Here is a 22,627-nt window from a genome sequence, read left to right as displayed (position 1 = left end):
ATCACAGGAAATTTATACGCGTGCCTGAGTATCACGGCGTTGATTTTTCTGCATTTTGACACCGAGATGAAATGTTGGCGCACGAAATGGACTTGAGGGGTTAAATGCCTCATTTTTCAACATTTTTTGGTTGTTTTTTTCAGCTGATGTCTTTCTTGCCCGCTCTATTTTGGGGTTGTCAGAGGAAATCTTATTGACACATATCGGGTGCATGAGCCTATGCTAGGGGCATATGTTGTCTTACGTTTATTTTTTCGGCCAAAAAAGACAACGTTGTCAATCGCAGGTGGAGCTGCGTGAATTACAGTGGGATGGAGGTCTCAAAACAGATTGAAGGCTGTTGCGGATGTGCGGGGCAAGGCTTCCGTAATCATCCGGCGTGTTTTGTTTTATGGAGTTCTACGGGAGGTAGACATATGCATAAATTTTTTAAAATAGCCGCAATGGGTACGGCAGCATGCGCAATGTTTGCTGCAATGGCACCGGTTGCAAATGCGCAGGACAAGCAGAACGTTGAAGTTCTGCACTGGTGGACCGCAGGCGGAGAAGCTGCGGCTCTTGATGTTCTCAAAAAAGATCTTGAGAGCAAGGGTATCAGCTGGACAGATATGCCAGTTGCAGGCGGTGGCGGTACGGAAGCCATGACCGTTCTGCGCGCCCGCGTTACCGCAGGCAATGCGCCAACTGCCGTTCAGATGCTCGGCTTCGACATTCGCGATTGGGCCGAGCAGGGTGCGCTTGGCAATCTTGACGAAGTTGCAGGCAAGGAAGGCTGGGACAAGGTCATTCCAGCACCTTTGCAGGATTTTGCGAAATATGACGGTCACTGGATTGCTGCGCCCGTGAATATCCATTCCACGAATTGGATGTGGATCAACAAAGCTGCTCTCGACAAAGCCGGCGGTAAAGAGCCGACCAATTGGGACGAACTCATTGCACTTCTCGATAATTTCAAGCAGCAGGGCATTACGCCAATCGCCCATGGTGGTCAGCCTTGGCAGGATGCAACGATTTTCGATGCGGTTGTGCTTTCTTTCGGGCCGGATTTCTACAAAAAAGCATTCATTGATCTCGACCCGGAGGCGCTGGGTAGCGATACGATGAAGCAGGCGTTCGATCGCATGACCAAGCTGCGTTCCTATGTGGATGACAATTTCTCCGGTCGTGACTGGAACCTTGCTTCGGCCATGGTCATCGAAGGCAAGGCTGGTGTTCAATTCATGGGTGACTGGGCAAAGGGCGAATTCGTCAAGGCTGGAAAAAAGCCTGGCGAAGATTTTGTCTGCATGCGTTACCCCGGAACGCAAGGCGCAGTAACCTTCAACTCCGATATGTTTGCTATGTTCAAGGTTGCTGAAGACAAGGTCCCAGCACAGCTCGAAATGGCTTCGGCTATCGAAAGCCCGGCATTTCAGTCGGCTTTCAACGTGGTCAAGGGATCGGCCCCTGCACGGACTGACGTGCCGGACACCGCTTTCGATGCCTGCGGCAAGAAGGCAATCGCTGACGTGAAGGAAGCGGCTGAAAAGGGCACGATGCTCGGTTCCATGGCCCATGGCTATGCAAACCCGGCTTCGGTGAAGAACGCCATTTATGATGTTGTGACCCGTCAGTTCAACGGTCAGCTTTCTTCTGAAGACGCTGTCAAGGAACTGGTCTCCGCTGTTGAAGGCGCAAAGTAAGTAACAGTGAGCGCCCGGCACGTCCGGGCGCTGTCTTTCCAAGCATGACAATTCATTGAACTTTTGGCGGATTTTTCGCTGAATAAATTCATTGCAGTGAACGGCAGACAGAAATGCCGTTGAAACAATAGCCCGCATCAAGAGCGCCGCGATTGAACGGCGCCGGGTGCGCAGCGCAGAAATGGGTGGCGCAGACATGAAGCGTAACAGCCGACTACAGGAACTGGTGCCCAAGCTGGTTCTGGCGCCGAGCTTTTTGATCGTTCTCGTCTTTGTATATGGTTTTATTATCTATACGGGCGTTCTTTCTGTCACCAACAGCCGCATGTTGCCCTCTTATGGCTTCGTTGGTCTGTCGAATTACCAAAAGCTGTGGGCCTTGCCACATTGGTGGCGTGCCGTCACAAATCTCGCGATCTTCGCATCGCTTTACATCATTATCTGTTCGGTCATTGGCCTATTTCTGGCCATTTTGCTGGATCAGAAAATCCGTGGCGAAGGTTTTTTGCGCCCGATCTATCTTTATCCGATGGCGCTTTCCTTTATCGTTACCGGCACCGCTTGGAAGTGGTTTCTTGATCCGGGCATTGGACTTGAACACACGATGCGGCTATGGGGCTGGGAAGGTTTTACCTTCAACTGGATTAAGAGCAATACGATGGCGATCTATTGCCTCGTGATTGCGGCGGTCTGGCAATCCTCAGGCTTCGTCATGGCGATGTTTCTTGCAGGCCTGCGTGGCGTTGATAATGAAATCATCAAGGCCGCGCAGATTGATGGTGCTTCAACGACAACGATTTATCGCCGCATTATTATTCCGCTGATGCGCCCGGTCTTTCTGTCAGCTTTCGTGGTGCTCGCCCATCTTGCGATCAAGGCCTATGACCTTGTGATTGCATTGACGGGTGGTGGACCGGGACAGGCAACTGAACTGCCTGCGACTTTCATGTATTCCTATACTTTTACCCGCAATCAAATGGGTATCGGTGCGTCATCAGCAATTATCATGCTGGTGATGATTTTCTCGATCATCATTCCGTATCTTTATTCCGAATTGCGCGGAGGCTCACGCTCATGAGTGTCCAGACCCAGGAAAATGCGATCAACAGTGGTAAGTTTACACGCGCCCTGATTTATTCGGCGCTGCTGCTGTTTGCGATCTACTACCTGTTGCCGCTTTATGTGATGCTGGTGAATTCATTCAAACCGCTGGAAGAAATTCGTCAAGGCGGCATGTTGAGCTTGCCGCAGCAGTGGACGATTGAACCATGGCTTTCGGCATGGTCGACTGCACAGATCGGGGTGCAGCCGACCGGCCTCAAGCCATTTTTCATCAACTCAATCCTGATGGTTGTGCCAGCGGTTGCGATCTCAACAGTCGCGGGCGCTTTGAACGGCTATGTGCTCACAAAATGGCGCTTTCGCGGTTCAAACATCTTCTTTGGATTGCTGCTGCTCTCTTGCTTCATTCCGTTTCAGATTGTGCTGATCCCGATGGCACGTGTGCTTGGCATGCTCGGCATTGCAGGCACAATATGGGGTCTGATCCTCGTTCACGTGGTCTATGGTATCGGCTTTACAACGCTCTATTTCCGCAATTACTACGAGGCATTTCCGACCGAGCTGGTGCGGGCTGCGCAGATTGATGGAGCAAGTTTCTTCCAGATTTTCTGGCGCATTCTTCTGCCATCCTCAGGCCCGATCATTGTCGTCTCGGTTATCTGGCAGTTCACCAATATCTGGAACGACTTTTTGTTCGGTGCTTCTTTTTCAGGCGCACATTCAACGCCTATGACGGTCGCACTCAACAATCTCGTTTCCTCCTCCACCGGCGTCAAGGAATATAACGTTCACTTTGCAGCAGCCATTCTGGCCGCTCTTCCGACGCTGATCGTTTACATCGTTTCCGGGCGCTACTTCGTGCGCGGTCTGATGTCCGGTGCCGTTAAGGGATAAGTCTCATATGTCATTTTTGAAAATCTCCAATCTCTACAAGGCCTATGGCAGCGTCTCCGTGCTCAAGGACATCAATATCGAAATTGAGGAGGGCGGATTTCTTGTGCTGGTTGGCCCTTCGGGTTGCGGCAAGTCCACGTTGCTCAACACGATTGCCGGTCTTGAGCCCATTACCTCTGGTGATATTTCGATTAATGGTCGCTCAGTATCAGGTCTGCATCCTTCGCAGCGCGATATCGCGATGGTGTTTCAATCCTATGCGCTTTATCCAAACATGACCGTGGGCGGCAATATCGCTTTTGGTATGGAAATTCGCAAAGTACCGAAGGCTGAACGTGAAAAGGCCATTCAGGAAGTCGCCGATATTCTGCAAATCGGTCATCTTCTTGATCGCAAACCAAGCCAGCTTTCCGGCGGTCAGCGTCAGCGCGTTGCGATGGGGCGCGCTCTGGTGCGCAACCCGCAGGTCTTTCTGTTCGATGAACCCTTGTCAAATCTTGATGCCAAGCTGCGTGTCGATATGCGTACAGAGATCAAGCGTTTGCATCATCGCATGAAGACCACGATCGTTTATGTCACGCATGATCAGATCGAAGCGATGACGCTTGCAACCAAGATTGCGGTCCTCAAGGACGGAATCTTGCAGCAGTTCGGGACGCCCGCCGAAATTTATAACAATCCCACCAATATGTTTGTTGCCGATTTCATGGGCTCGCCTGCCATGAACCTTCTTCATGCGAGTGTCGAGAAAAATGGAGAGGAGCTTGCCATTCTGCTCAAGCAGGGCGACGGGGAGGTCTTGAAGCTCCCTGTCAAGAATGCGCCGAAAACTCTTGTTGATCATGTCGGCAAGGAAATCATCTTCGGCATCCGTCCAGAAGCGTTGACCGATCCCGATGGCGCGGATCGCAATGCGCGTTCTGTTGTGGAAGGGAATTGCCTCATTGACGTGGTCGAACCTGCTGGTTCCGATACTTTTGCAGTGACGCGCATCGGTGGAAAGCAAGTGGTTGCGCGGTTGCGTGCGGATGCGCGGATTGATGCCGGGCAGCGCTCGCCGCTTGCGTTTAATCTGGATAAGTCGGTGTTTTTCGATCCAAAGAGCGAAGAGCGTATTCGGTAGTCATGACAGCCACACACTTTGAGCTTTTGCAGGCAAATCCCTGGAATGGCATTCGCGGCGGCTGGATCTGGGACGGCGCATGCAGGTGCGTATGACCATAATGAAATGCTGAAGAAGAAACTTCTTACGGGTGTTCGCAAGACATCTATTCTCGGATCGTAGCGAGAATAGAAATCAGTCGGGTAGAGTGCTTTCCCCGCGAAGGCGGCTCCCACTTTTCCGCGGCATGCTTTACAAATGAAAAGAGTGTTCCTGCAAATTGCAGGAACACTCTTTTAAGACTTGCCTGGAGGGCAAATAAAACTTCACGGACGCAGCGGTTATCGCAGAAAGTCCAGCCCAAGAAGACCAATTGCCAGCGCTGTATTCAACGAAATGATCATCATTCCATAAACGATGGCTGTTCTTGTAATGTCATTCATTTTCTACCTCCTTGAACCGCGACGCCTCCACATCGGATTCTAAAGCACGAGAACTATAACGAAATGTAACAGCCTGTTACGCGATGCGCAACCCATTTTACACAAATGTGAACGAATGAAAGATTGCGTGAGGTGTCTTTGAACATGCTGCCAACATGCCGTGCGCTGAATCGGACGCTCTATCTCTTTGTTTTTACATATTTCATTATGGGGAAGCGGTTGCCACTTTTCATCGCAAGGCTCTTGCGTGTAAATTATCCTATACTCACCGCATTGTTACATACAATTGCTTGGAAAATTTCGAGTTCTCTATAAATAAAGCGCGTGAGACAATTATTAATGGCAGTATTTAAGTAACTGCTTTTATTCGGATTTAGTCGTGAACCGCATCGTTCCTCTCGTGCTGGCAATTGCTCTTTTCATGGAGCATATGGATTCGAATGTTATTTCTACATCGCTTCCCGCCATCGCTGCTGATATTGGCACAAGCCCAATCGCTTTAAAGCTGGCATTGACCGCATATCTGGTTTCGCTTGCGGTGTTCATTCCGGTCAGCGGATGGATGGCTGATCGATTCGGCGCGAAAAACGTGTTCAGAGCGGCAATTGCGATATTTGTGGTTGGTTCTGTGGCATGTGCTGCTTCAAACTCGCTTGCTGCATTTGTCGTGTCGCGTTTTCTGCAAGGGATGGGCGGTGCAATGATGACGCCTGTGGGGCGTCTGGTGCTTGTGCGCTCAACTCCGCGAAGTGAACTTGTGTCTGCGATGGCGTGGCTGACAGTTCCAGCAATGGTTGGGCCCTTGGTTGGCCCCCCGGTCGGTGGCTTCATTACAACCTTTTTCTCCTGGCACTGGATATTTCTGATTAATGTGCCGATTGGAATTTTGGGTATCGGGTTTGCGACCCGTTTTCTACCGGACAATGACGAGCGCATTCTAAAGCCACTCGACTGGGCCGGCTTTTTGCTCTCTGGTATTGCAATGTCAGGCGTGGTGTTTGGTTTGTCTGTTGTAAGCTTGCCAGCGCTGCCTCCGGTGATCGGTCTGATCATCGTTGCTATTGGACTGGCCTCGACGATTGGCTACATTATCCATGCGCGGCATAACGAACATGCACTTCTCAATCTGAAACTCTTCGACAATCAGGTGTTTCGTTCGGCTGTTCTGGGCGGCAGTGTTTTCCGCTTTGGCATTGGAGCAATTCCCTTTCTGCTGCCGCTCATGTTCCAGCTCGGTTTCGGCATGACGCCGTTTCAGTCCGGCATGATGACGTTCGTTTCGGCCATTGGCGCTATCAGCATGAAATTTGGTGCCAGGCGCGTTTTCAACCTGTTCGGGTTTCGCCGAACCCTGATGTATGGTTCACTGATTTCAGCATTTTTCATTGCAGCCAATGGGTTTTTCTTCCCCGATATGCCTTATGGTCTGATTATTGGGTTTCTCCTGATTGGTGGTTTTTTCCGTTCGTTGTTTTTCACGGGCGTAAATGCGCTGGCTTTTGCGGAGATCCCGGATGACAAGACCAGCCAGGCAACCCCCATCACCGCAGTCGCGCAACAGGTTTCCATTGCTCTTGGCGTGGCTCTTGCAGGCGGTATTCTGGAAATGAGCACGGGTTTGCGTGGAAAAGGGCTGGAGCTGGCCGATTTTCATATCGCATTTTTCGTGGTTGCCGCTGTTTCCGCGATGGCTTTCTTCTGGTTTGTAAGGCTCTCACCCGATGCAGGCCACGAATTATCCACGCCTGTTACAAACAGAAAAAAGACCCGCGAAGCTGTTGCAGCAGAAGCTGCGGACAGCATTGCCGGAAAATAAAGTCAGCCTTTAAAATCGCGGGCCAGCAGATAAAGCTCGACAGATTCCGCACGCGACGCTGGCGGCTTGATGTGGTGTACGGATTTGAATTTCTGTTTCAGCATGGCCAGCAAATCGTTTTCGGTGCCACCCTGAAACGTTTTGGTGAGAAAATGCCCGCCCGGTTTGAGCACGGAAACTGCAAAGTCTGCCGCAACTTCGCACAGATGGACGGTGCGAAGATGGTCGGTACGACGGTGCCCGGTGGTGGGCGCTGCCATATCGGAAATGACCAGATCTGGCTTGTCACCCAGCGATTCCATAAGTTTGTCGGGAGCGGTATCATCGAGAAAATCCATCTCAAGCAAAATGACACCGGGCAGTGGATCAACATGCAGATAGTCAATGCCGACAACCAACGGGTTTTCATCGGTTGAGCCAACAATTTTGGCGGCAATCTGCGACCAGCCGCCGGGGGCTGCACCCAGATCGATAATACGCTGGCCCTTTTTCAACAGGTCATAGCGATCATTAATCTCAATGAGTTTATAAGCTGCACGTGAGCGATAGCCGTCCTTCTTTGATTTGTGAACGTAAGGGTCGTTGAGATGGCGCTCCAGCCAGCGACGTGACGATTCCTTGATGGTCCCGGCTTTTTTCTTCACGCGAACACGAAGATTACTTGTGCCAGCGCCACCGCGTCCGCCGGTTTTCGTGCCGCCCTTGTTTCCGCCTGCTTTGCTCATCTTTAATGCCTGTTTCTTAAGTCGGGTTTGCCGCCGGTCTTGGCGATCTGAGCGCGGTTATGGCGCCAGGCACCGTCACGCGACATGAGTTCGGTCAATATGCCTTCGCGCAAACCGCGATCAGCAACAAGAAGTTTTTCACTCGGCCATACATTGCGAATGGCATCAAGAATAGCACAGCCAGCAAGAACGAGATCTGCGCGGTCCGCGCCAATGCAGGGATTGGCAACGCGGGCGTTGAAATCCCATGACAAAAGGCGGCTCGTCATCTGTGTAACGTCATCGGAATTCATCCACATGCCATCCACCCGACGACGATCATAGCGTTCAAGCCCAAGATGAATACCTGCAAGCGTCGTAACTGTGCCGGAGGTGCCCAGAAGATGAAAACGCGGGCTGGTTGCAAGACTGCCAAGGCAATGGCGTTCGGAAAAACTGGATAACAGCTCCGTTACATGTTCCACCATTGCGTTAAAACTTGCTTCCGTGACATCGCGTCCACCAAAACGCTCGGCAAGCGTAACCACGCCGACCGGAAGTGATGTCCATGCCATGATATGCTCGGCCAAACGGGGCGAGCGGCGCTGCGATATGTCGATTAAGGCAATTTCCGAAGAACCGCCGCCAATATCGAACAATACAACCGCTTCCGTTTCGCGCGCCACAAGGGTTCCACAGCCCGACACAGCAAGGCGCGCTTCTGTCTGACGATCAACGATCTCCAGCTCAAGCCCTGTTTCCTGACGAACGCGATTAAGAAACTCCTCGCCATTTTCCGCTGCCCGACAGGCCTCGGTCGCGATCAGGCGGGACCGCCTGATCTTGCGTGCCGCAAGTTTATCCCGGCAGATTTTGAGCGCATCAATCGCGCGCTGCATGGCATGCTCGCTCAATCGACCTGTTGCGCTCAAACCTTCACCAAGACGGACGATTCGTGAAAATGCGTCCACCACGCGAAACTGGCCGGGACGGGTAGGTGACGCGATCAGAAGGCGGCAGTTGTTGGTGCCAAGATCAAGTGCTGCATAAAGTGGCGCTTCCTGCACATTGGCGCGCAAGGTGTGTGCACCAGCATTGTAGCGTTTGGGCGGCTGGACTGCGGCGCTGTCAGAGCGCGGAGCAGTGCTTTGTGCCTTCGTTGCGTTGTCAGTGTGCGCGGGTGCTCCCGCTTGCTGACGTGCCTGCTTTTTCTTGCGGGCGCGTCGGCGACGATTCGATAGCTTTCCAGCGGGTTTGCCTTCGGCAGATTTTGCGTCAGCCCCGGGAGGGGCTGCAACAGCCAGCTTTTGCACAGGCGTCTGCGCATCACGAGAAGCCTTGCCGCGATTGCGGCGGCGCGCGCGTTTACGCTGGCTTTGAGAGCCCTTGTTTTCAGTGTCTGAGCGTCCTTGTTCGGAGGCGCTGGATGCCTTGCCGACTTCTGGAACGGCTTGCTTGCGCTGTTTGCGCTTGCCGTTCTCGGACGGATTCCGGGTCTGTGTATTGCCCGTTTGTCCGCCGGACGCCCCTTGTTGCGCCAATCCTGCAGGGCGCTCCTCGGGGTTTTTCAAGGTTTTTATCCTTATGGCGCCGCGCGAACCTGAAAGGACGCAAGCATGGCGCTTCAATTTTTACGTTGTCCTTAATGTAGCAGTGCTTTGGACATTTACCAAGGGGCAGGCAGGAAAGTGGTGTTGGAAAATCGATAAAACCGCGAATGAATTTAAAATTACTTATAGGACAAAGGGCCTTGCGGAACGGAAGCCCTTCTAATCCGTTGCGCCCATTGGGACGCATAAAAATGCGCTCCCTTATTGAATCGAAGCATCGCCCAAAAAATGATCCTCGATTTTGGGGCGATGCTTGAGCCTGTTTAGATGTCGTAACTGTGCGCTGCGTTGATCGTCGCCACAAATTGTTTTGTGCGTTCACGTGCCGGATTGACGAAAATATCGTGCGCACTTCCAGTTTCCACAATCGAACCCGCTTCCAGAAACACGACATTTTGCGCAATCTTTGAGGCAAGACGCAGATCATGGGTTGCCACAACCATTGTGGTGCCTTCCTTGGCCAGCTTGCTCAGGACATCCACCACTTCGGATGCGAGCTCTGGATCGAGAGCCGACGTTGGTTCGTCACACAGAAGAACACGCGGAGAAGGCGCAAGTGCACGCGCAATGGCAACACGCTGCTGCTGGCCACCCGAGAGCGTTGCTGGCCACGCATCGGCTTTGTGCGCCATGCCAACTTTTGTCAGCAGTTCCATTGCCCGTTCTCTGGCCTTTTCCTTTGGCCATTTGAGAACTGTGACGAGCCCTTCCATGACGTTCTGGATTGCTGTCTGGTGCGGGAAAAGCTGGAAATTCTGGAATACCATACCCGTCTGGCGGCGGATGGACTGGATTGCCTGCCAGCTCGGCTTGCGATCCGGGTCAAGCGTGATGCTCTGCCCGCCGATGATAAGTGTGCCGGAATTTGGGATTTCCAGCAGGTTGATACAGCGCAGCAAGGTGCTCTTGCCACCGCCCGACGGGCCAACGAGAGCCGTTACCGTGCCTTCGGCAATCTTCACGTTAATGTCGTTGAGGATTACAACATTATCGAAGCTTTTTACGATGTTTTTCAGCTCGATCATGCGTTTGTCTCCATCGTTCCACCATAGCGCCTGAAGCGTTTTTCCAGTCTTGCCTGAAGGTTGGACAGGATGGTGCTCAATGCCAGATAGATGAGCGCGGCTTCTATATAGAGGATGAGCGGTTCATAGGTTGTTGCGACGATGCGCTGTGCTGACTGGAAAAGCTCAGGCACCGTGATGGCTGCGGCGAGCGAGGTGTCTTTTACCAGCGAAATAAAGGTGTTCGACAAGGGCGGCACAGCTGTGCGAGTTGCTTGCGGCAGAATGGTGCGGGTCAGCGCCTGACGCCAGCTCATGCCGATGGAATAGGCGGCTTCCCACTGACCTTTGGGTACTGAAGAGATAACCGCACGGATAACTTCGGAACTATAGGCACCGACATTGAGCGAAAACCCGATCACCGCTGCGGGAAAGGCATCAAGATAGATGCCCGCGCTTGGTAAGCCGTAAAAAATCACGAATAGCTGTACCAACAAAGGCGTTCCGCGAAATATCCATACGTAGAAACGCGCAACAAACGATACCCAGACTGGTGCAAACAGACGTACCAGCGCGGTCAGCAATCCGAGCGACAGTCCGAAAATAAACGACAGAATTGTCAGAGGGATCGTGAACTTGAGCCCAGCCCAGAGCAGGGTGGGCAGTGAATCCGCCATGAGTTGAAGCCAGTCGGGCACGTGTTCGATCCTTAAATATTAAACTCAGGGAATAGATGTGACGAAACAGATTCTATATATGCACAACGAAAGGAAGCCGGAAACACGTTCCGGCTTCTTTGCGACGATTCTCTAAAGCTTACTTGGAAACGTCCTGACCGAAATATTTCTGCGAAATTTTTTCGTAAGTGCCGTCAGCCTTGATTTCGTCGAGTGCCTTGTTGAGTGCTGCAACCAGATCATCGTCGCCCTTGCGCACGATAATTCCTGAAGCATCTGCATTTTTCTTTTCAGCAACAACTTTCACTGGCGCGTTTGGCTGCTGCTTTTTGAAATCCAGATATGACAGGCTGTCATTCAGCGTAGCGTCAGCGCGACCCGTCAAGACAAGCTGGATCGACTGGTCAAAACCGTCGGTCGCGACGAGCTCCGCGCCTGCTTCCTTCGCGATCTTGCCATAATTGCTGGTCAGCGACTGTGCTGACTTTTTGCCTTTCAGGTCGGCGAAGTCTTTGATCGTGTCATTCTTGTCATTGACGATCAGAACGACTTTGGAAACGATATAAGGATTGGAGAAGTTGAACTTCTTCTGGCGCTCTTCTGTGATGCCAACCTGATTGATAACGGCGTCATACCGCTTGGAATCGAGGCCAGCAATCAGGCCATCCCATTTGCCTTCAACGAATTCCGGTTTAACGCCGAGCTTCTGAGCGACGGCTTCACCGATTTCCACGTCAAAGCCAACGAGCTTGTTGTCTTTATCGTGATAGGTGAATGGCGCATAGGTGCCTTCTGTGCCGATCTTGAGCACACCGTCTGCTTTGATTGCGTCTAGATTTTCGCCTGCAAGTGCAGTCGAGAGGAGGGCTGCCTGGAGAACGCCGACCGTTGCGAGGATTTTTGCAAACTTCATTTTGAGGCCACCTGTAAAATTATTTGATGAAATGTAAAATACAGGAATTCCATTCTAATGTAGCGTTGAAAATCGCAGCCATAAGGCATGATAGAGAAATTATTTCTATTTTTATATCTTTTTTCGCAATATCAATCCGTATAATCGGAATTTGCGATTTCTGGTTCTAAATTATCGTGCGAACCGGGCTTTCAAGAGGCGTATTGGGGCGAAAAGCGCAGTATTCTCTTAGTGATATTCAGCGCCACCTTATCTGAAATTGTCGACAAGTCCATCATTACAGATTTTATAGCTCCACTTTATTGACAAAATGTCGATAAGATGGTGACATAAAATCCAAACAAATTGGGGGCATTCAAATGGGGAACAATCGGGATATGGAGTTTGTGCCGGAAACGCTGACAAGTGGGCATGAGCAGAGCTTCGATGAAGTTTCTCTGCCAAAGCATCTGCGTTCCGTTGCTTCTCTCGGTCCTATCGTATCCTCTGCTCACCTTGCCGAAGGCGGGTCGCCCGGCATGTCGGAAGTTGAATACGGGCTTATTCTTGCGTCGCATGCTTTCTCGCGTTGGATGGTTCGTTGCATGGCTGCTGCCGGTATGCCCGGATTGTCGCCGATTGAAGTTCTGATTCTGCATTCGATCCGTCATCGTGGCCGCGAGAAGAAGCTTGCTGATATTTGTCTCGTGCTTGATATCGAAGACACGCACATTGCCACTTACGCGATCCGTAAACTCGAAAAAGCTGGCTTGTTGACCACTGGCAAGGCAGCCAAGGAAAAGACGGTCAAAATTACAGAAAAGGGGGCTGAGGCCTGCGCACGTTATCGGGAGATACGAGAGCGTTTGTTGATTGAATCAACAGCCAATGCCCGGCCTTCGGAAGAAACGCTGTCGGAAGTGGCGGCTCTCCTGCGCTTCATGTCAGGTGCATTTAATCAGGCCACGCGGTCTGCGATAACACTATAAGAGAGTAACGATTTTGATCGGAACTGTGTCCAAGCCTCTTCTGTCGGTTGAGGGTCTGAGTGTTGAATTCGGAGCTAGTCGTGTTGTTGATGATCTGAGTTTTTCGGTGTCGCCGGGGCGTACTCTGGCGGTTGTCGGAGAATCTGGCTCGGGTAAGTCGATCACCTCACTCTCGATCATGCGCCTTGCCGATATGAGCGGCGCAAAGTTTCCCAACGGGCGCATTTTGTTTAATGGTCCCGAAGGTGAACGCGATCTGCTGAAAGCCGATCAGAAAGCAATGCGCGGCATTCGCGGCAAAGACATTGCGATGATCTTTCAGGAGCCGATGACTTCGCTCAATCCGGTCTTCACCATCGGCAACCAGATTTCAGAAGTGCTGATGCTGCATGAAGGTATGTCAAAGAGTGCTGCTCTGGCTGAAGGCAAGCGTCTGCTGGAAATGGTGCGCCTGCCGGATGCAGAAGGACTTCTCAAGCGTTACCCACATCAGCTTTCCGGTGGTATGCGCCAGCGCGTGATGATCGCGATGGCCCTTGCGTGCCGCCCAAAGTTGCTTATCGCTGACGAACCGACCACTGCACTTGATGTGACCATTCAGGCCCAAATCCTTCATATTATTAAAGATTTGCAAAAAGAGCTCGAAATGGCTGTCATTTTCATCACGCATGATATGGGTGTGGTGGCTGAAATGGCGGATGATGTTGTCGTCATGTGGAAGGGCAAGAAGGTTGAAGAAGGCCCGGTCGGCCGTATCTTTGAAGCCCCTCAACACCCTTACACGCAGACTCTTTTGTCGGCTGTTCCGAAACTTGGCAGTATGACGGGCGAGACGTTTCCGAAGCGTATGCCTGTGATGATGATGCGCGATGGTGTGCCCGTGCTGTCAGGCGAAGAGCGCATTCAGGATACCGCACGTTATAGCGACAAGCCGCTTCTTGCTGTTGATGATCTTTATGTTCGCTTTCCGATCAAGAAAAACCTGTTCGGCAAAGTCACCCATGTCTGCAATGCCGTTTCAAAAGTTGCTTTTGACATTTATCCGGGTGAAACACTGGCACTTGTTGGGGAATCCGGCTCGGGCAAATCGACTATAGGCCGGACGATCCAGCAGCTTCAATCACCGCTCTCCGGCGATATTCGTTTTAATGGCAAAGCCTATTCGCAGATGAGCGCGCAAGAGCGCTATGCGATGCGCCGAGAAGTTCAATATATTTTTCAGGATCCGTTCGCTTCGCTTGATCCGCGCAAGACTGTCGGCTTCTCCATCGCAGAACCGATCCGCACCCATGGTCTTCTTGATAACAACAAAGCGATCAATGCGCGGGTGGCAGAGTTGCTGGAACGCGTCGGCCTCGGCCCGGAACATGCTTCGCGTTATCCGCATGAGTTTTCAGGCGGTCAGCGTCAGCGTATCTGTATTGCGCGTGCCCTTGCTTCAAAGCCGAAGCTGATCATTGCCGATGAAGCACTTTCTGCGCTTGATGTTTCCATTCAGGCGCAGGTGATCAATCTGTTTATGGATCTGCAAAAGGAACAGGGACTGGCCTATCTGTTCATCAGTCATGACATGGCAGTTGTTGAAAAGATGAGCCATCGCGTCGCTGTGCTTTATCTTGGGCAGATCATGGAGCTTGGCTCACGCCGGCAGGTTTTTGAAACGCCGTCGCATCCTTATACGCAGCGTTTGCTTTCAGCTGTTCCCGTTGCCGATCCATCGGCGCGTACGGAGCGCGCAGCCCTTGAAGGTGAAATTCCGAGCACAACGCGCCGGATCGACGAAAAGCCGACGATCTATAATCACCGCGAGATTTCACCAGGCCATTTCGTTGCCGAAAGCGCCTGAACTCCTGCAACTTTTTCCATCGCATTATCCAACGCAAAACCGCTTCACGCTTTTGCTGGAAATGCTCCAACAAACCCAAAGGGGAAAATAATGATAAAGAAAGCACTGAAAGCCGCTCTTCTGGCTTCCGCTCTGTCGGCTGCCGTGATCGCATCGGCTCCGGCTTTCGCCGCAGGCAAGCTCACTGTTTCGTCGCCGCAAGATCCGGGTAGCTGGGATCCGATCGATACGTTTCTCGTCAACTGGGCTTCGGTTGCAACCAATATTTTTGACGGTCTGGTCTATCGTGGCCCTGATCTCAAAATCGTACCAGGCCTTGCGGCCTCTTGGGAAGAACTGGACGATGGCAAGCGGATCCGCTTCAACCTGCGTGAAGGTGTGACGTTTCACGATGGCGAGCCCTTCAACGCAGAAGCGGTGAAGTTCACTTTCGATCGCCTGCTTGGTGACGAAGGCGCAAAAGGTCCGCAGCGTTCCAATTATATGGCGATTGAAAAGGTAGAAGTCATTGACGACAAGACCGTCGATTTTCATCTCAAAGCGCCTGACCCGGTGCTGATCACCAAGCTTGCTGGCTATGGCGCAATGATCGTGCCGCCGAAATATATCGCCGAAAAGGGTGAGGACTATTTCAACACGCACCCAGTTGGTACTGGTCCGTTCAAGTTTGTATCCTATGAGCCTAAGGTAAACATTAAACTTGAGGCTTTTGCCGACCATTGGGGTGGAGCGCCGAAGCTATCGGAACTCGAATACCGCTTTATTACAGAGCCTTCGACTGCCGTTGCGGAACTTCAGGCCGGTCGCGTTGATCTCGTTATTCCGCCAACGATCCCAATCGGCATGATCCCGACGATTGAAGGCGATGAAAATCTGGAACTGGTTACAACCGCTGGTCCAACTGTCGATGCTCTGCGCTTTAACACGCGCGATGGTATCACAAAGGATGAGCGCGTTCGTAAAGCCTTGATTATGGCTGTTGATCGCGATGCAATCATCCAGTCTATCCTTGCTGGTCAGGCAGAGCCAATTGCCAGCTTCCAGGGCGCATTGTCTTTTGGTTACGATCCTGAACTCAAGCCACTGCCATACGACCCTGAACAGGCCAAGAAGCTTCTTGAAGAAGCAGGTGTCCAGCCCGGCGCAACGGTGCAGATTGACGTTCGTGGTAATGATGCGACCTTCAATGAAGTGACACAGGCTGTTGCAAGCTTCCTGCAAATGGTTGGTATCAATGCAACCATCAAGCCATATGACGTGAATGTGCTGCTGAATGACGTCATTCCACAGGGCAAGACCGGCGCTATGTTCCAGCAGAAATGGGGCGGCTGGACGTTTGATTACGATAACACGGCTTACGCGATGTATCATTCGGGTGAGAAGTGGAACCCGTACGAAAAGGACGAGCGGCTCGACAAGATGCTCGAAGCGCAACGCTCTGTTCTCGACCGCGGTGAGCGTGAAAAGATGTTGCAGGAAATCGCCAAATATGCGGCTGATAAGGCATATGAAATGCCGCTTTATAGCTCCAAGGCGATTTACGGCGTGAACAAGCGGGTCAAGAACTTTGTGCCGGCACCGGATAACCGTCTGCGCCTCACAGACGTAACTGTAGAATAGTCAAAATGTATACGGCAAGCCGGTTAACGGCTTGCCGCTTTATTTCGGAGGCGCTCTGGTGGCCGGATTTCTGACAAAACGAATTTTGCAGGCGTTGTTCGTGCTGATCGCAATGACGATGCTCGTCGCCTATGCAATCCGCTTGACGGGCGACCCTGCACTGATGCTGACGCAAGGTGCGGGCAGTGTCACAGAGGCTGATCTCGAGCGCATCCGAGAAGGGCTCGGTTTGAACCAACCGTTCCTCGTTCAGTACTGGCAATTCCTCAAAGGGCTGCTCACATTCGACTTCGGTCGTAGTTTCCTCGGCGGTACGCCGGTTTCTGTACTGGTTGGAAAAGCCTTGCCGGCAACGCTGATGCTCGCGTTCGCGTCGCTGTTTGTTTCCCTTGTGATTTCCATTCCACTCGGCATCAAGGCAGCTGTTTCGCGCGGTAAATGGGCAGACCAGCTTATTCGTGTTTGCTCACTGGTTGGCCTGTCATTCCCCAATTTCTGGCTGGCGACAATGCTGGTTCTGCTTTTTGGTATTTCGCTGCAATGGCTACCACCAAGTGGTATGAGCGGTATCTCAAGTTTCATTATGCCAGCAATGACCATGGGCATTATTCTGACGGCAACCAATGTCCGTCTGGTGCGCACTTCGATGCTGGAAACGCTGCAATCGCAATATATTATGGTGGCGCGCGCAAAGGGGCTGAGTGAAAACAAAGTGCTTTACAAGCACGCTCTTCGTAATTGCGCCATTCCGCTGATTACATTCATTGGTCTTCAGTTTGGTGGTCTTTTGGGCGGCATCGTGGTCATTGAAAAAGTGTTCAATTGGCCGGGCATGGGCACGCTTGCCTTTGATGCAGTTGGTGGCCGCGATTATCCGGTTCTTCAGGCAACGATTGCCATTCTTTCGATGATGATTATCGGCGTCAATCTTCTGGTAGACATTGCATATGGCCTTGTCGATCCGCGTATTCGGACGGAGTAGAGCAGTGGCTACACAAGCGGTTAAAAAGACCTCGAACCTTCGGCTTTCACGCTTCGCAAGCATGGAATTCATTGTTGGATTTCTGCTGACAGGCGGCATCTGTTTTGCCGTTATCTTCTCCGGTTATCTGTTCCCGGCTGGTGCGAACAAGGTGGATCTTCTGGCGCGTCTGACGCCGCCATTTGTGAATCCTGCGCATATTTTCGGAACCGATCCGCTCGGACGTGACGTGCTGGCACGCGTCATTATCGGCGGCAAAATTTCGTTGTTCGTTGGCTTTGTCTCTGTGATTGGTTCGGTGATCATCGGTACGATCATGGGGCTGGTTGCAGGCTATTATCGCGGCTTTTGGGACATGGCACTGATGCGGTTTGTTGATGTGCAGCTGGCAATGCCATTCATCCTGCTCGCAATCACCTTCATGGCTATTCTCGGTGGCGGGTTGGTCAACACAATCATCCTGCTGATTGTTTCACAATGTGTGCAATATGCGCGACTGGTGCGCGGCTCAGTTTTGTCGCTGCGTGAGCGCGAATTTATCCTCTCAGCGCGTTCCATCGGCGTTAAAGACTGGCGCATCATCTTCCAGCATCTGCTGCCAAACCTTATGGGGCCTGTTATCGTTTTGATGACGCTCAATGTCGCCAATAACATTCTGCTTGAATCAAGCCTGACGTTCCTCGGTTTTGGTATTGATTCAACCATTCCTAGCTGGGGAGGCATGCTGGCCGATGGCCGCACCTATCTTCAGACAGCATGGTGGGTAAGCCTGTTCCCCGGCCTTGCAATCCTTTTCACGGTGCTTGGCCTCAACCTTCTGGGTGACTGGCTGCGCGATAGTCTTGATCCAACCGGCAGGACTTCACGATGAGCGTAATTTTTGAAAAGACCTACCAGCGTTCAATTGATGTGTTGATCGAACGCTTTTCAAAGCCGGAAATGCGCGGAGCTAAGTTAGAGGGATGGCTGTTCGATGATCAGCCAAGCCGCTTTGCTGCGGAAACGAAATTGCGTGAGGCAGGCATTGAGGCGCGCCTGCGTTCGTCTTATAAGCCGCTTCTGCATTTCTTTCTGGAAGAGGTGGATGGGGCAACCCTTAAGGCTGCAACAATTCGCTATCCGCGCCATGACAATTGTGTCGAGAACCGCTTTTTGCTGGAAACATATCCGCTGTCAGCACTCCTTCCAGATGCAAAGATCAGTTTCAGCGCATCCGGTAAGGATGATTTCTTCTATGAAGTCGATCTGACATTTACCGGTGGCCGCAGCGAAACTCATCGCGTTTTCGCTCCCAATCGTGTGCATGAAGATTTTATCGGCGAAACGCTTGTTTCACCAACTGGCTGGCTGATCGTCGAGCATGACGGTCGTATTGAAAGTGCACGCTTCGAGACAGCCTATGAAAAGCTGTTTCACGATACGATTTCGACTATTGCGACCCATGACTGGGGCAGGGGCGAGCCTTATTTCGAAGAGCTCAACATTTCTGTCAGCCTGCCGATTACTGATCGCCGTCTGCCCTATGATGAGGAAGCGCTGAGCCTGACGGAAGCTCTGCACGAGGATATTTATTTCTCATTGCTCGAAGTTTTTCAGAAAAAGTCCGGCCGCCCGGTCGGTGATCGTGGCTTGCAACCGGGGCAAATCGTGCCGGAGGTGCGTTTTCGCGATGCAGACCCTTGTGTGAAAGTGGAAACACGTCCGCTTGCAACAACTGATGCGCTGACTGCCGAGCAGGTTCTGGAAAAGGCGCAGGCGCCGCTATCCGCCGACCAGATCCGCCGTGAAATTGCAAAGCTCGGTGGTTCGCCTTTTGAAGCAAAGACCCGCGCCGGGCGCACCGTGCGCGCCACCTATGTATCGGGCCACGAAACACCGATGATGATCAGTGCTGGTCAGCATGCCAATGAGACGACAGGCGTTGTCGGTGCCTTGCGGGCAGCAAATCGTCTTGCTGCACGTGATGGCGGACATTTTACCATCTCGCCGCAGGAAAATCCGGACGGATATGAAATTCATAAGCGTCTGTGCGTTTTGCAGCCGCACCATATGCATCATGCATCGCGCTACACGGCTTTGGGTGATGATCTCGAATATCGCACTGGCCATGGGCTTTATGAGAAAGCGATCCGCGTAGAGGCAGAGGCACTTACAGGTGCCAAGCTTCACGTCAATCTGCATGGCTATCCATCGCATGAATGGACACGCCCATTGTCAGGCTATGTTCCACGTTCCTTTGCCATGTGGACGCTGCCAAAGGGCTTTTTCCTGATTGTTCGTCATCATGCATCATGGGAAAGAGAAGCTGAACAGCTGATGGATCATGTGACCAGGCATCTTGGTGCCATTGATGGTCTTCTTGACTACAATGATGCGCAGATTAAGCTTTTCGAGCAACATGCTGGCGAAACGGGCTTCCGCATCATCAACGGTTTTCCATGTCTGGTTGGCGTCGATGATCGTCACACGGTTCCGCTGACGCTGATCACTGAATATCCGGACGAAACCATCTATGGCGATGCTTTTGTTAAAGGCCATACAGCACAGATGGAAACCGTTCTCTCAGCCTATGATGCTTTGCAGCTGCTTTTCCCGAGCAAGCTCGTTGCATAATCAAAGATAGTAGATGCCAATACGGTTGCCGCCGATCATCTCGACGGCAATCTCCATCTCATAAATATCGCGCAGAATATCCTGCTGAATGAGTTCTTCCTGCGATCCTTGATGCACGACCTTGCCCTTGCGCATGGCAACGATATGGTCCGAATAACAGGATGCGAAATTGATGTCATGCAGCACAAGCACCACTGTCTTGCCCAGCTCGTCCGCTGCACGCCGTAATAATTTCATCATTGACGCTGAATGTTTCATGTCGAGATTGTTGAGTGGTTCATCCAAGAGAACGTAATCTGTATTCTGGCAAAGAACCATTGCCACGAATGCGCGCTGGCGCTGGCCACCGGAAAGCTCATCCAGAAAACGCTCTCCAAGTTCATCAAGCCCCAGATAGCTGATTGCCTGCTCAACATGGTCGAGATCTTCACGGGTTGGGCGTCCTTTTGAATGCGGATAACGCCCGAAAGTCACGAGATCCCGCACGGTAAGGCGTGAATTGATCGCATTTTCCTGTCGCAGAATGGAAAGCCGTTTCGCAAGAACTTCGCCGGGTGTCGTGGAAACATCGAGCCCATCAATCGCAACTCGGCCTTTATCCATGGGCAGCAAGCGGCTGACCATGGAGAGCAAAGTCGACTTTCCCGCGCCATTCGGTCCGATGATGGAGGTAATACCGCGTGCGGGTATTTGCAGTGTTACATTATCGACGACGATGGCATCGCTGTAGGATTTGCTGACCTGATTTATTTCAATCAACGTGCGTTCCCCCTGACGAGAAGGATAATAAAGACGAGTCCACCCAGAAATTCGATGATGACGCTCAGTGCGGTGTTGAACGAGAACACGCGTTCAAGAATGGTTTGACCGCCGACGATGCAAAGGATTGCGAGCAATATTGCAATCGGCATTACGATACGGTGCTTGGATGATCCCGCAATCATATAAGCGAGATTTGCGACCAGCAGGCCAAAGAAAGTTATCGGGCCAACAAGCGCCGTTGATACCGATACGAGGACTGTGACAATCAGCAGAATACGATGCACCACGCGGCTGTAATCAACACCCAGATTGATTGCCGGATCACGGCCAAGCGCCAGAATATCGAACACATTGAGAAAGCGCAGACCGTAAAGCGTGACGACGGCCACGATGATCGCCGCGAGCAGAAGAATATCCGCATTGACGCTGTTGAAACTTGCAAAGAAACGGTCCTGCAGCACTGCAAATTCGTTGGGGTCAATCATGCGCTGCATAAGGTTTGACAGGCTGCGGAAGAAGACTCCAAACACAATTCCGACCAGCATGACGAGGTGCAGGCTGCGTGAAGCCTTGGAAAACAGCCACGAATAAAGTGTGCTTGCAAAAACCACCATGATTGCTGTTTCGGCGAAGAAGCGCACATTGGGACCAAGACCGTTTACATGAATGGCACCAAAGGCGAAAACTGCAATTGTCTGGATCAAGATATATAGCGCATCAAATCCCATGATGGAGGGTGTGAGAATGCGGTTGTTGGTGACGGTTTGAAACAGCACGGTTGAGACAGCAATTGAATAGGCAACCAGCACCATGGCCGCAAGCTTTGTGCCGCGGAAGGTGAGGATGAAAGACCAGCTGCCTTTTGCACCAAGTGTCATGAAGGCAACACAGGATACAAGGGCAAGCAATGCGAGAAGCAGGGTGATAAAGCCGGAACGTTTAAGCAAGGCGTGATCCTCGGCGCAAAAGCAGATAGAGGAAGATTGCACTGCCAACGACGCCCATCATCGTGCCTATGGGAATTTCATAAGGAAAGCGGATCAGGCGCCCGACGATATCGCAGGCGAGGACAAGTCCTGCGCCAAGCACGGCCACCCATGGCACAGCACGGCGCATGTTATCGCCAATGAACATGCTCACCACATTCGGCACGATCAGACCCAGAAACGGGATCATGCCAACCGTCACGACCACACTGGCACTGACCATCGAAACAATGACGAGCCCGAGCGTTACGACACGGCGATAGTTGAGGCCAAGATTGGTCGTGAAATCCTCACCCATGCCAGCAACCGTGAAACGATCAGCGGCGATATAAGCAATGACGGTTAGGAAAAAAGAGAGCCATAGCAATTCGTAGCGTCCGCGCAGAACACCGGAGAAGTCGCCCGTCGTCCACGAATTAAGCGATTGCAGAAGATCAAAACGATAGGCGATGAAAGTCGTCACCGCACTGATAACACCGCCGAGCATGATGCCGACAAGCGGTACAACGAGAACCGAGCGCAGGGGAATACTGCGCAGGATACGCAGAAAAAGCGCTGTGCCTGCAAGGGCCGTGGCAGAAGCCACAAGCATTTTACCGAAAACCGGTGTGTCGGGGGCGAAAAGAATGACCACCAGGATGCCGAGACTTGCCGATTCAACCGTACCGGCTGTTGAAGGTTCCACGAAACGATTGCGGGTCAGCATCTGCATAATCATGCCCGCAACAGCCATCGACATGCCTGCGAGAATGATCGCAAGCGTGCGCGGTATGCGGCTGATCAGCAGCACTTCTGCCGCGCGATCAGTGCTGTTGGCACCCAAAAGTGTGCTGAGTGATACATCACTGACGCCGATGAACAGGCTGACGAAGGCCAGTATGACGACAACAATTATGGCTGCGGCAAGTGCCTTCACAAGGAATTCCTGTATTTTTGCCTTGTC

General features: G+C 51.9%; 19 protein-coding genes. 11 read left to right on the top strand and 8 right to left on the bottom strand.

Annotated features, from left to right (window positions below):
* The first annotated feature begins 416 nt into the window (after positions 1-416).
* The 5 genes from ABE530_RS09005 to ABE530_RS08985 all read left to right on the top strand — a co-directional run bounded on the left by ABE530_RS09005 (position 417) and on the right by ABE530_RS08985 (position 6,999).
* Positions 417-1,682, top strand: coding sequence for an ABC transporter substrate-binding protein (locus tag ABE530_RS09005; RefSeq protein WP_265984036.1), 1,266 nt, complete (start codon positions 417-419; stop codon positions 1,680-1,682).
* Positions 1,683-1,878: 196 nt separating this feature from the next.
* The gene (locus ABE530_RS09000) at positions 1,879-2,760 is read left to right on the top strand and encodes a carbohydrate ABC transporter permease (protein ID WP_265984037.1); all 882 of its coding nucleotides are present in this window, start codon (positions 1,879-1,881) and stop codon (positions 2,758-2,760) included.
* Positions 2,757-3,638, top strand: a complete 882-nt coding sequence (locus ABE530_RS08995; RefSeq protein WP_499694307.1) for a carbohydrate ABC transporter permease — start codon at positions 2,757-2,759, stop codon at positions 3,636-3,638. The genes ABE530_RS09000 and ABE530_RS08995 overlap by 4 nt, the downstream gene beginning before the upstream one ends.
* A 7-nt stretch (positions 3,639-3,645) precedes the next feature.
* A complete protein-coding gene (locus tag ABE530_RS08990) occupies positions 3,646-4,761 on the top strand; it encodes an ABC transporter ATP-binding protein (RefSeq protein ID WP_499694306.1) in 1,116 nt (371 codons plus the stop codon).
* 801 nt (positions 4,762-5,562) lie between these two features.
* On the top strand, positions 5,563-6,999 hold the full coding sequence (locus ABE530_RS08985) for an MFS transporter (protein ID WP_265984041.1): 1,437 nt from the start codon (positions 5,563-5,565) through the stop codon (positions 6,997-6,999).
* A gap of 2 nt (positions 7,000-7,001) precedes the next feature.
* Here ABE530_RS08985 and ABE530_RS08980 read toward each other — a convergent pair whose 3' ends face one another.
* The 5 genes from ABE530_RS08980 to ABE530_RS08960 form a co-directional block, all read right to left on the bottom strand.
* The gene (locus ABE530_RS08980) at positions 7,002-7,724 is read right to left on the bottom strand and encodes an RlmE family RNA methyltransferase (RefSeq protein WP_265984042.1); all 723 of its coding nucleotides are present in this window, start codon (positions 7,722-7,724) and stop codon (positions 7,002-7,004) included.
* 2 nt (positions 7,725-7,726) lie between these two features.
* The gene (locus tag ABE530_RS08975) at positions 7,727-9,274 is read right to left on the bottom strand and encodes a Ppx/GppA phosphatase family protein (protein WP_499694305.1); all 1,548 of its coding nucleotides are present in this window, start codon (positions 9,272-9,274) and stop codon (positions 7,727-7,729) included.
* 302 nt (positions 9,275-9,576) lie between these two features.
* Entirely contained in the window at positions 9,577-10,338 is a 762-nt protein-coding gene (locus tag ABE530_RS08970; RefSeq protein ID WP_499694304.1) for an amino acid ABC transporter ATP-binding protein, read from the bottom strand.
* A complete protein-coding gene (locus ABE530_RS08965; protein ID WP_265984045.1) occupies positions 10,335-11,015 on the bottom strand; it encodes an amino acid ABC transporter permease in 681 nt (226 codons plus the stop codon). The genes ABE530_RS08970 and ABE530_RS08965 overlap by 4 nt, the downstream gene beginning before the upstream one ends.
* Positions 11,016-11,133: 118 nt before the next feature.
* Positions 11,134-11,907, bottom strand: coding sequence for an amino acid ABC transporter substrate-binding protein (locus ABE530_RS08960; RefSeq protein ID WP_265984046.1), 774 nt, complete (start codon positions 11,905-11,907; stop codon positions 11,134-11,136).
* 359 nt (positions 11,908-12,266) lie between these two features.
* Between ABE530_RS08960 and ABE530_RS08955 the strand changes: the two genes are divergently transcribed.
* The 6 genes from ABE530_RS08955 (at position 12,267) to ABE530_RS08930 (ending at position 19,936) form a co-directional block, all read left to right on the top strand.
* Positions 12,267-12,875, top strand: coding sequence for a winged helix DNA-binding protein (locus ABE530_RS08955; protein ID WP_499694303.1), 609 nt, complete (start codon positions 12,267-12,269; stop codon positions 12,873-12,875).
* A gap of 25 nt (positions 12,876-12,900) precedes the next feature.
* Positions 12,901-14,721 carry an ABC transporter ATP-binding protein gene (locus ABE530_RS08950; protein WP_499694302.1) on the top strand — a complete coding sequence of 607 codons (1,821 nt, stop codon included), beginning with the start codon at positions 12,901-12,903 and terminating at the stop codon, positions 14,719-14,721.
* Positions 14,722-14,811: 90 nt separating this feature from the next.
* Positions 14,812-16,341 (top strand): ABC transporter substrate-binding protein, encoded by a 1,530-nt coding sequence (locus ABE530_RS08945; RefSeq protein ID WP_499694301.1) that lies wholly within the window; start codon positions 14,812-14,814, stop codon positions 16,339-16,341.
* A 58-nt stretch (positions 16,342-16,399) separates the two neighbouring features.
* Entirely contained in the window at positions 16,400-17,323 is a 924-nt protein-coding gene (locus tag ABE530_RS08940; RefSeq protein WP_499694300.1) for an ABC transporter permease, read from the top strand.
* A 61-nt stretch (positions 17,324-17,384) separates the two neighbouring features.
* A complete protein-coding gene (locus ABE530_RS08935) occupies positions 17,385-18,194 on the top strand; it encodes an ABC transporter permease (protein ID WP_499694359.1) in 810 nt (269 codons plus the stop codon).
* A complete protein-coding gene (locus ABE530_RS08930) occupies positions 18,191-19,936 on the top strand; it encodes a peptidase M14 (protein ID WP_499694299.1) in 1,746 nt (581 codons plus the stop codon). The genes ABE530_RS08935 and ABE530_RS08930 overlap by 4 nt, the downstream gene beginning before the upstream one ends.
* Here ABE530_RS08930 and ABE530_RS08925 read toward each other — a convergent pair whose 3' ends face one another.
* Genes ABE530_RS08925 through ABE530_RS08915 form a run of 3 tightly spaced genes read right to left on the bottom strand, consistent with a single transcriptional unit; the run spans position 19,937 to position 22,600 of the window.
* Entirely contained in the window at positions 19,937-20,695 is a 759-nt protein-coding gene (locus tag ABE530_RS08925; protein ID WP_499694298.1) for an iron ABC transporter ATP-binding protein, read from the bottom strand. It abuts the gene before it with no gap.
* Positions 20,692-21,645, bottom strand: coding sequence for an iron chelate uptake ABC transporter family permease subunit (locus ABE530_RS08920; protein ID WP_499694297.1), 954 nt, complete (start codon positions 21,643-21,645; stop codon positions 20,692-20,694). The genes ABE530_RS08925 and ABE530_RS08920 overlap by 4 nt, the downstream gene beginning before the upstream one ends.
* The gene (locus ABE530_RS08915) at positions 21,638-22,600 is read right to left on the bottom strand and encodes an ABC transporter permease (RefSeq protein WP_499694296.1); all 963 of its coding nucleotides are present in this window, start codon (positions 22,598-22,600) and stop codon (positions 21,638-21,640) included. The genes ABE530_RS08920 and ABE530_RS08915 overlap by 8 nt, the downstream gene beginning before the upstream one ends.
* Positions 22,601-22,627: the final 27 nt, after the last annotated feature.

The organism is Brucella sp. TWI559 (genome assembly GCF_039674265.1).
Taxonomy (GTDB): domain Bacteria; phylum Pseudomonadota; class Alphaproteobacteria; order Rhizobiales; family Rhizobiaceae; genus Brucella; species Brucella chromiisoli.
This window is presented reverse-complemented; position numbering and strand designations above follow the sequence as displayed.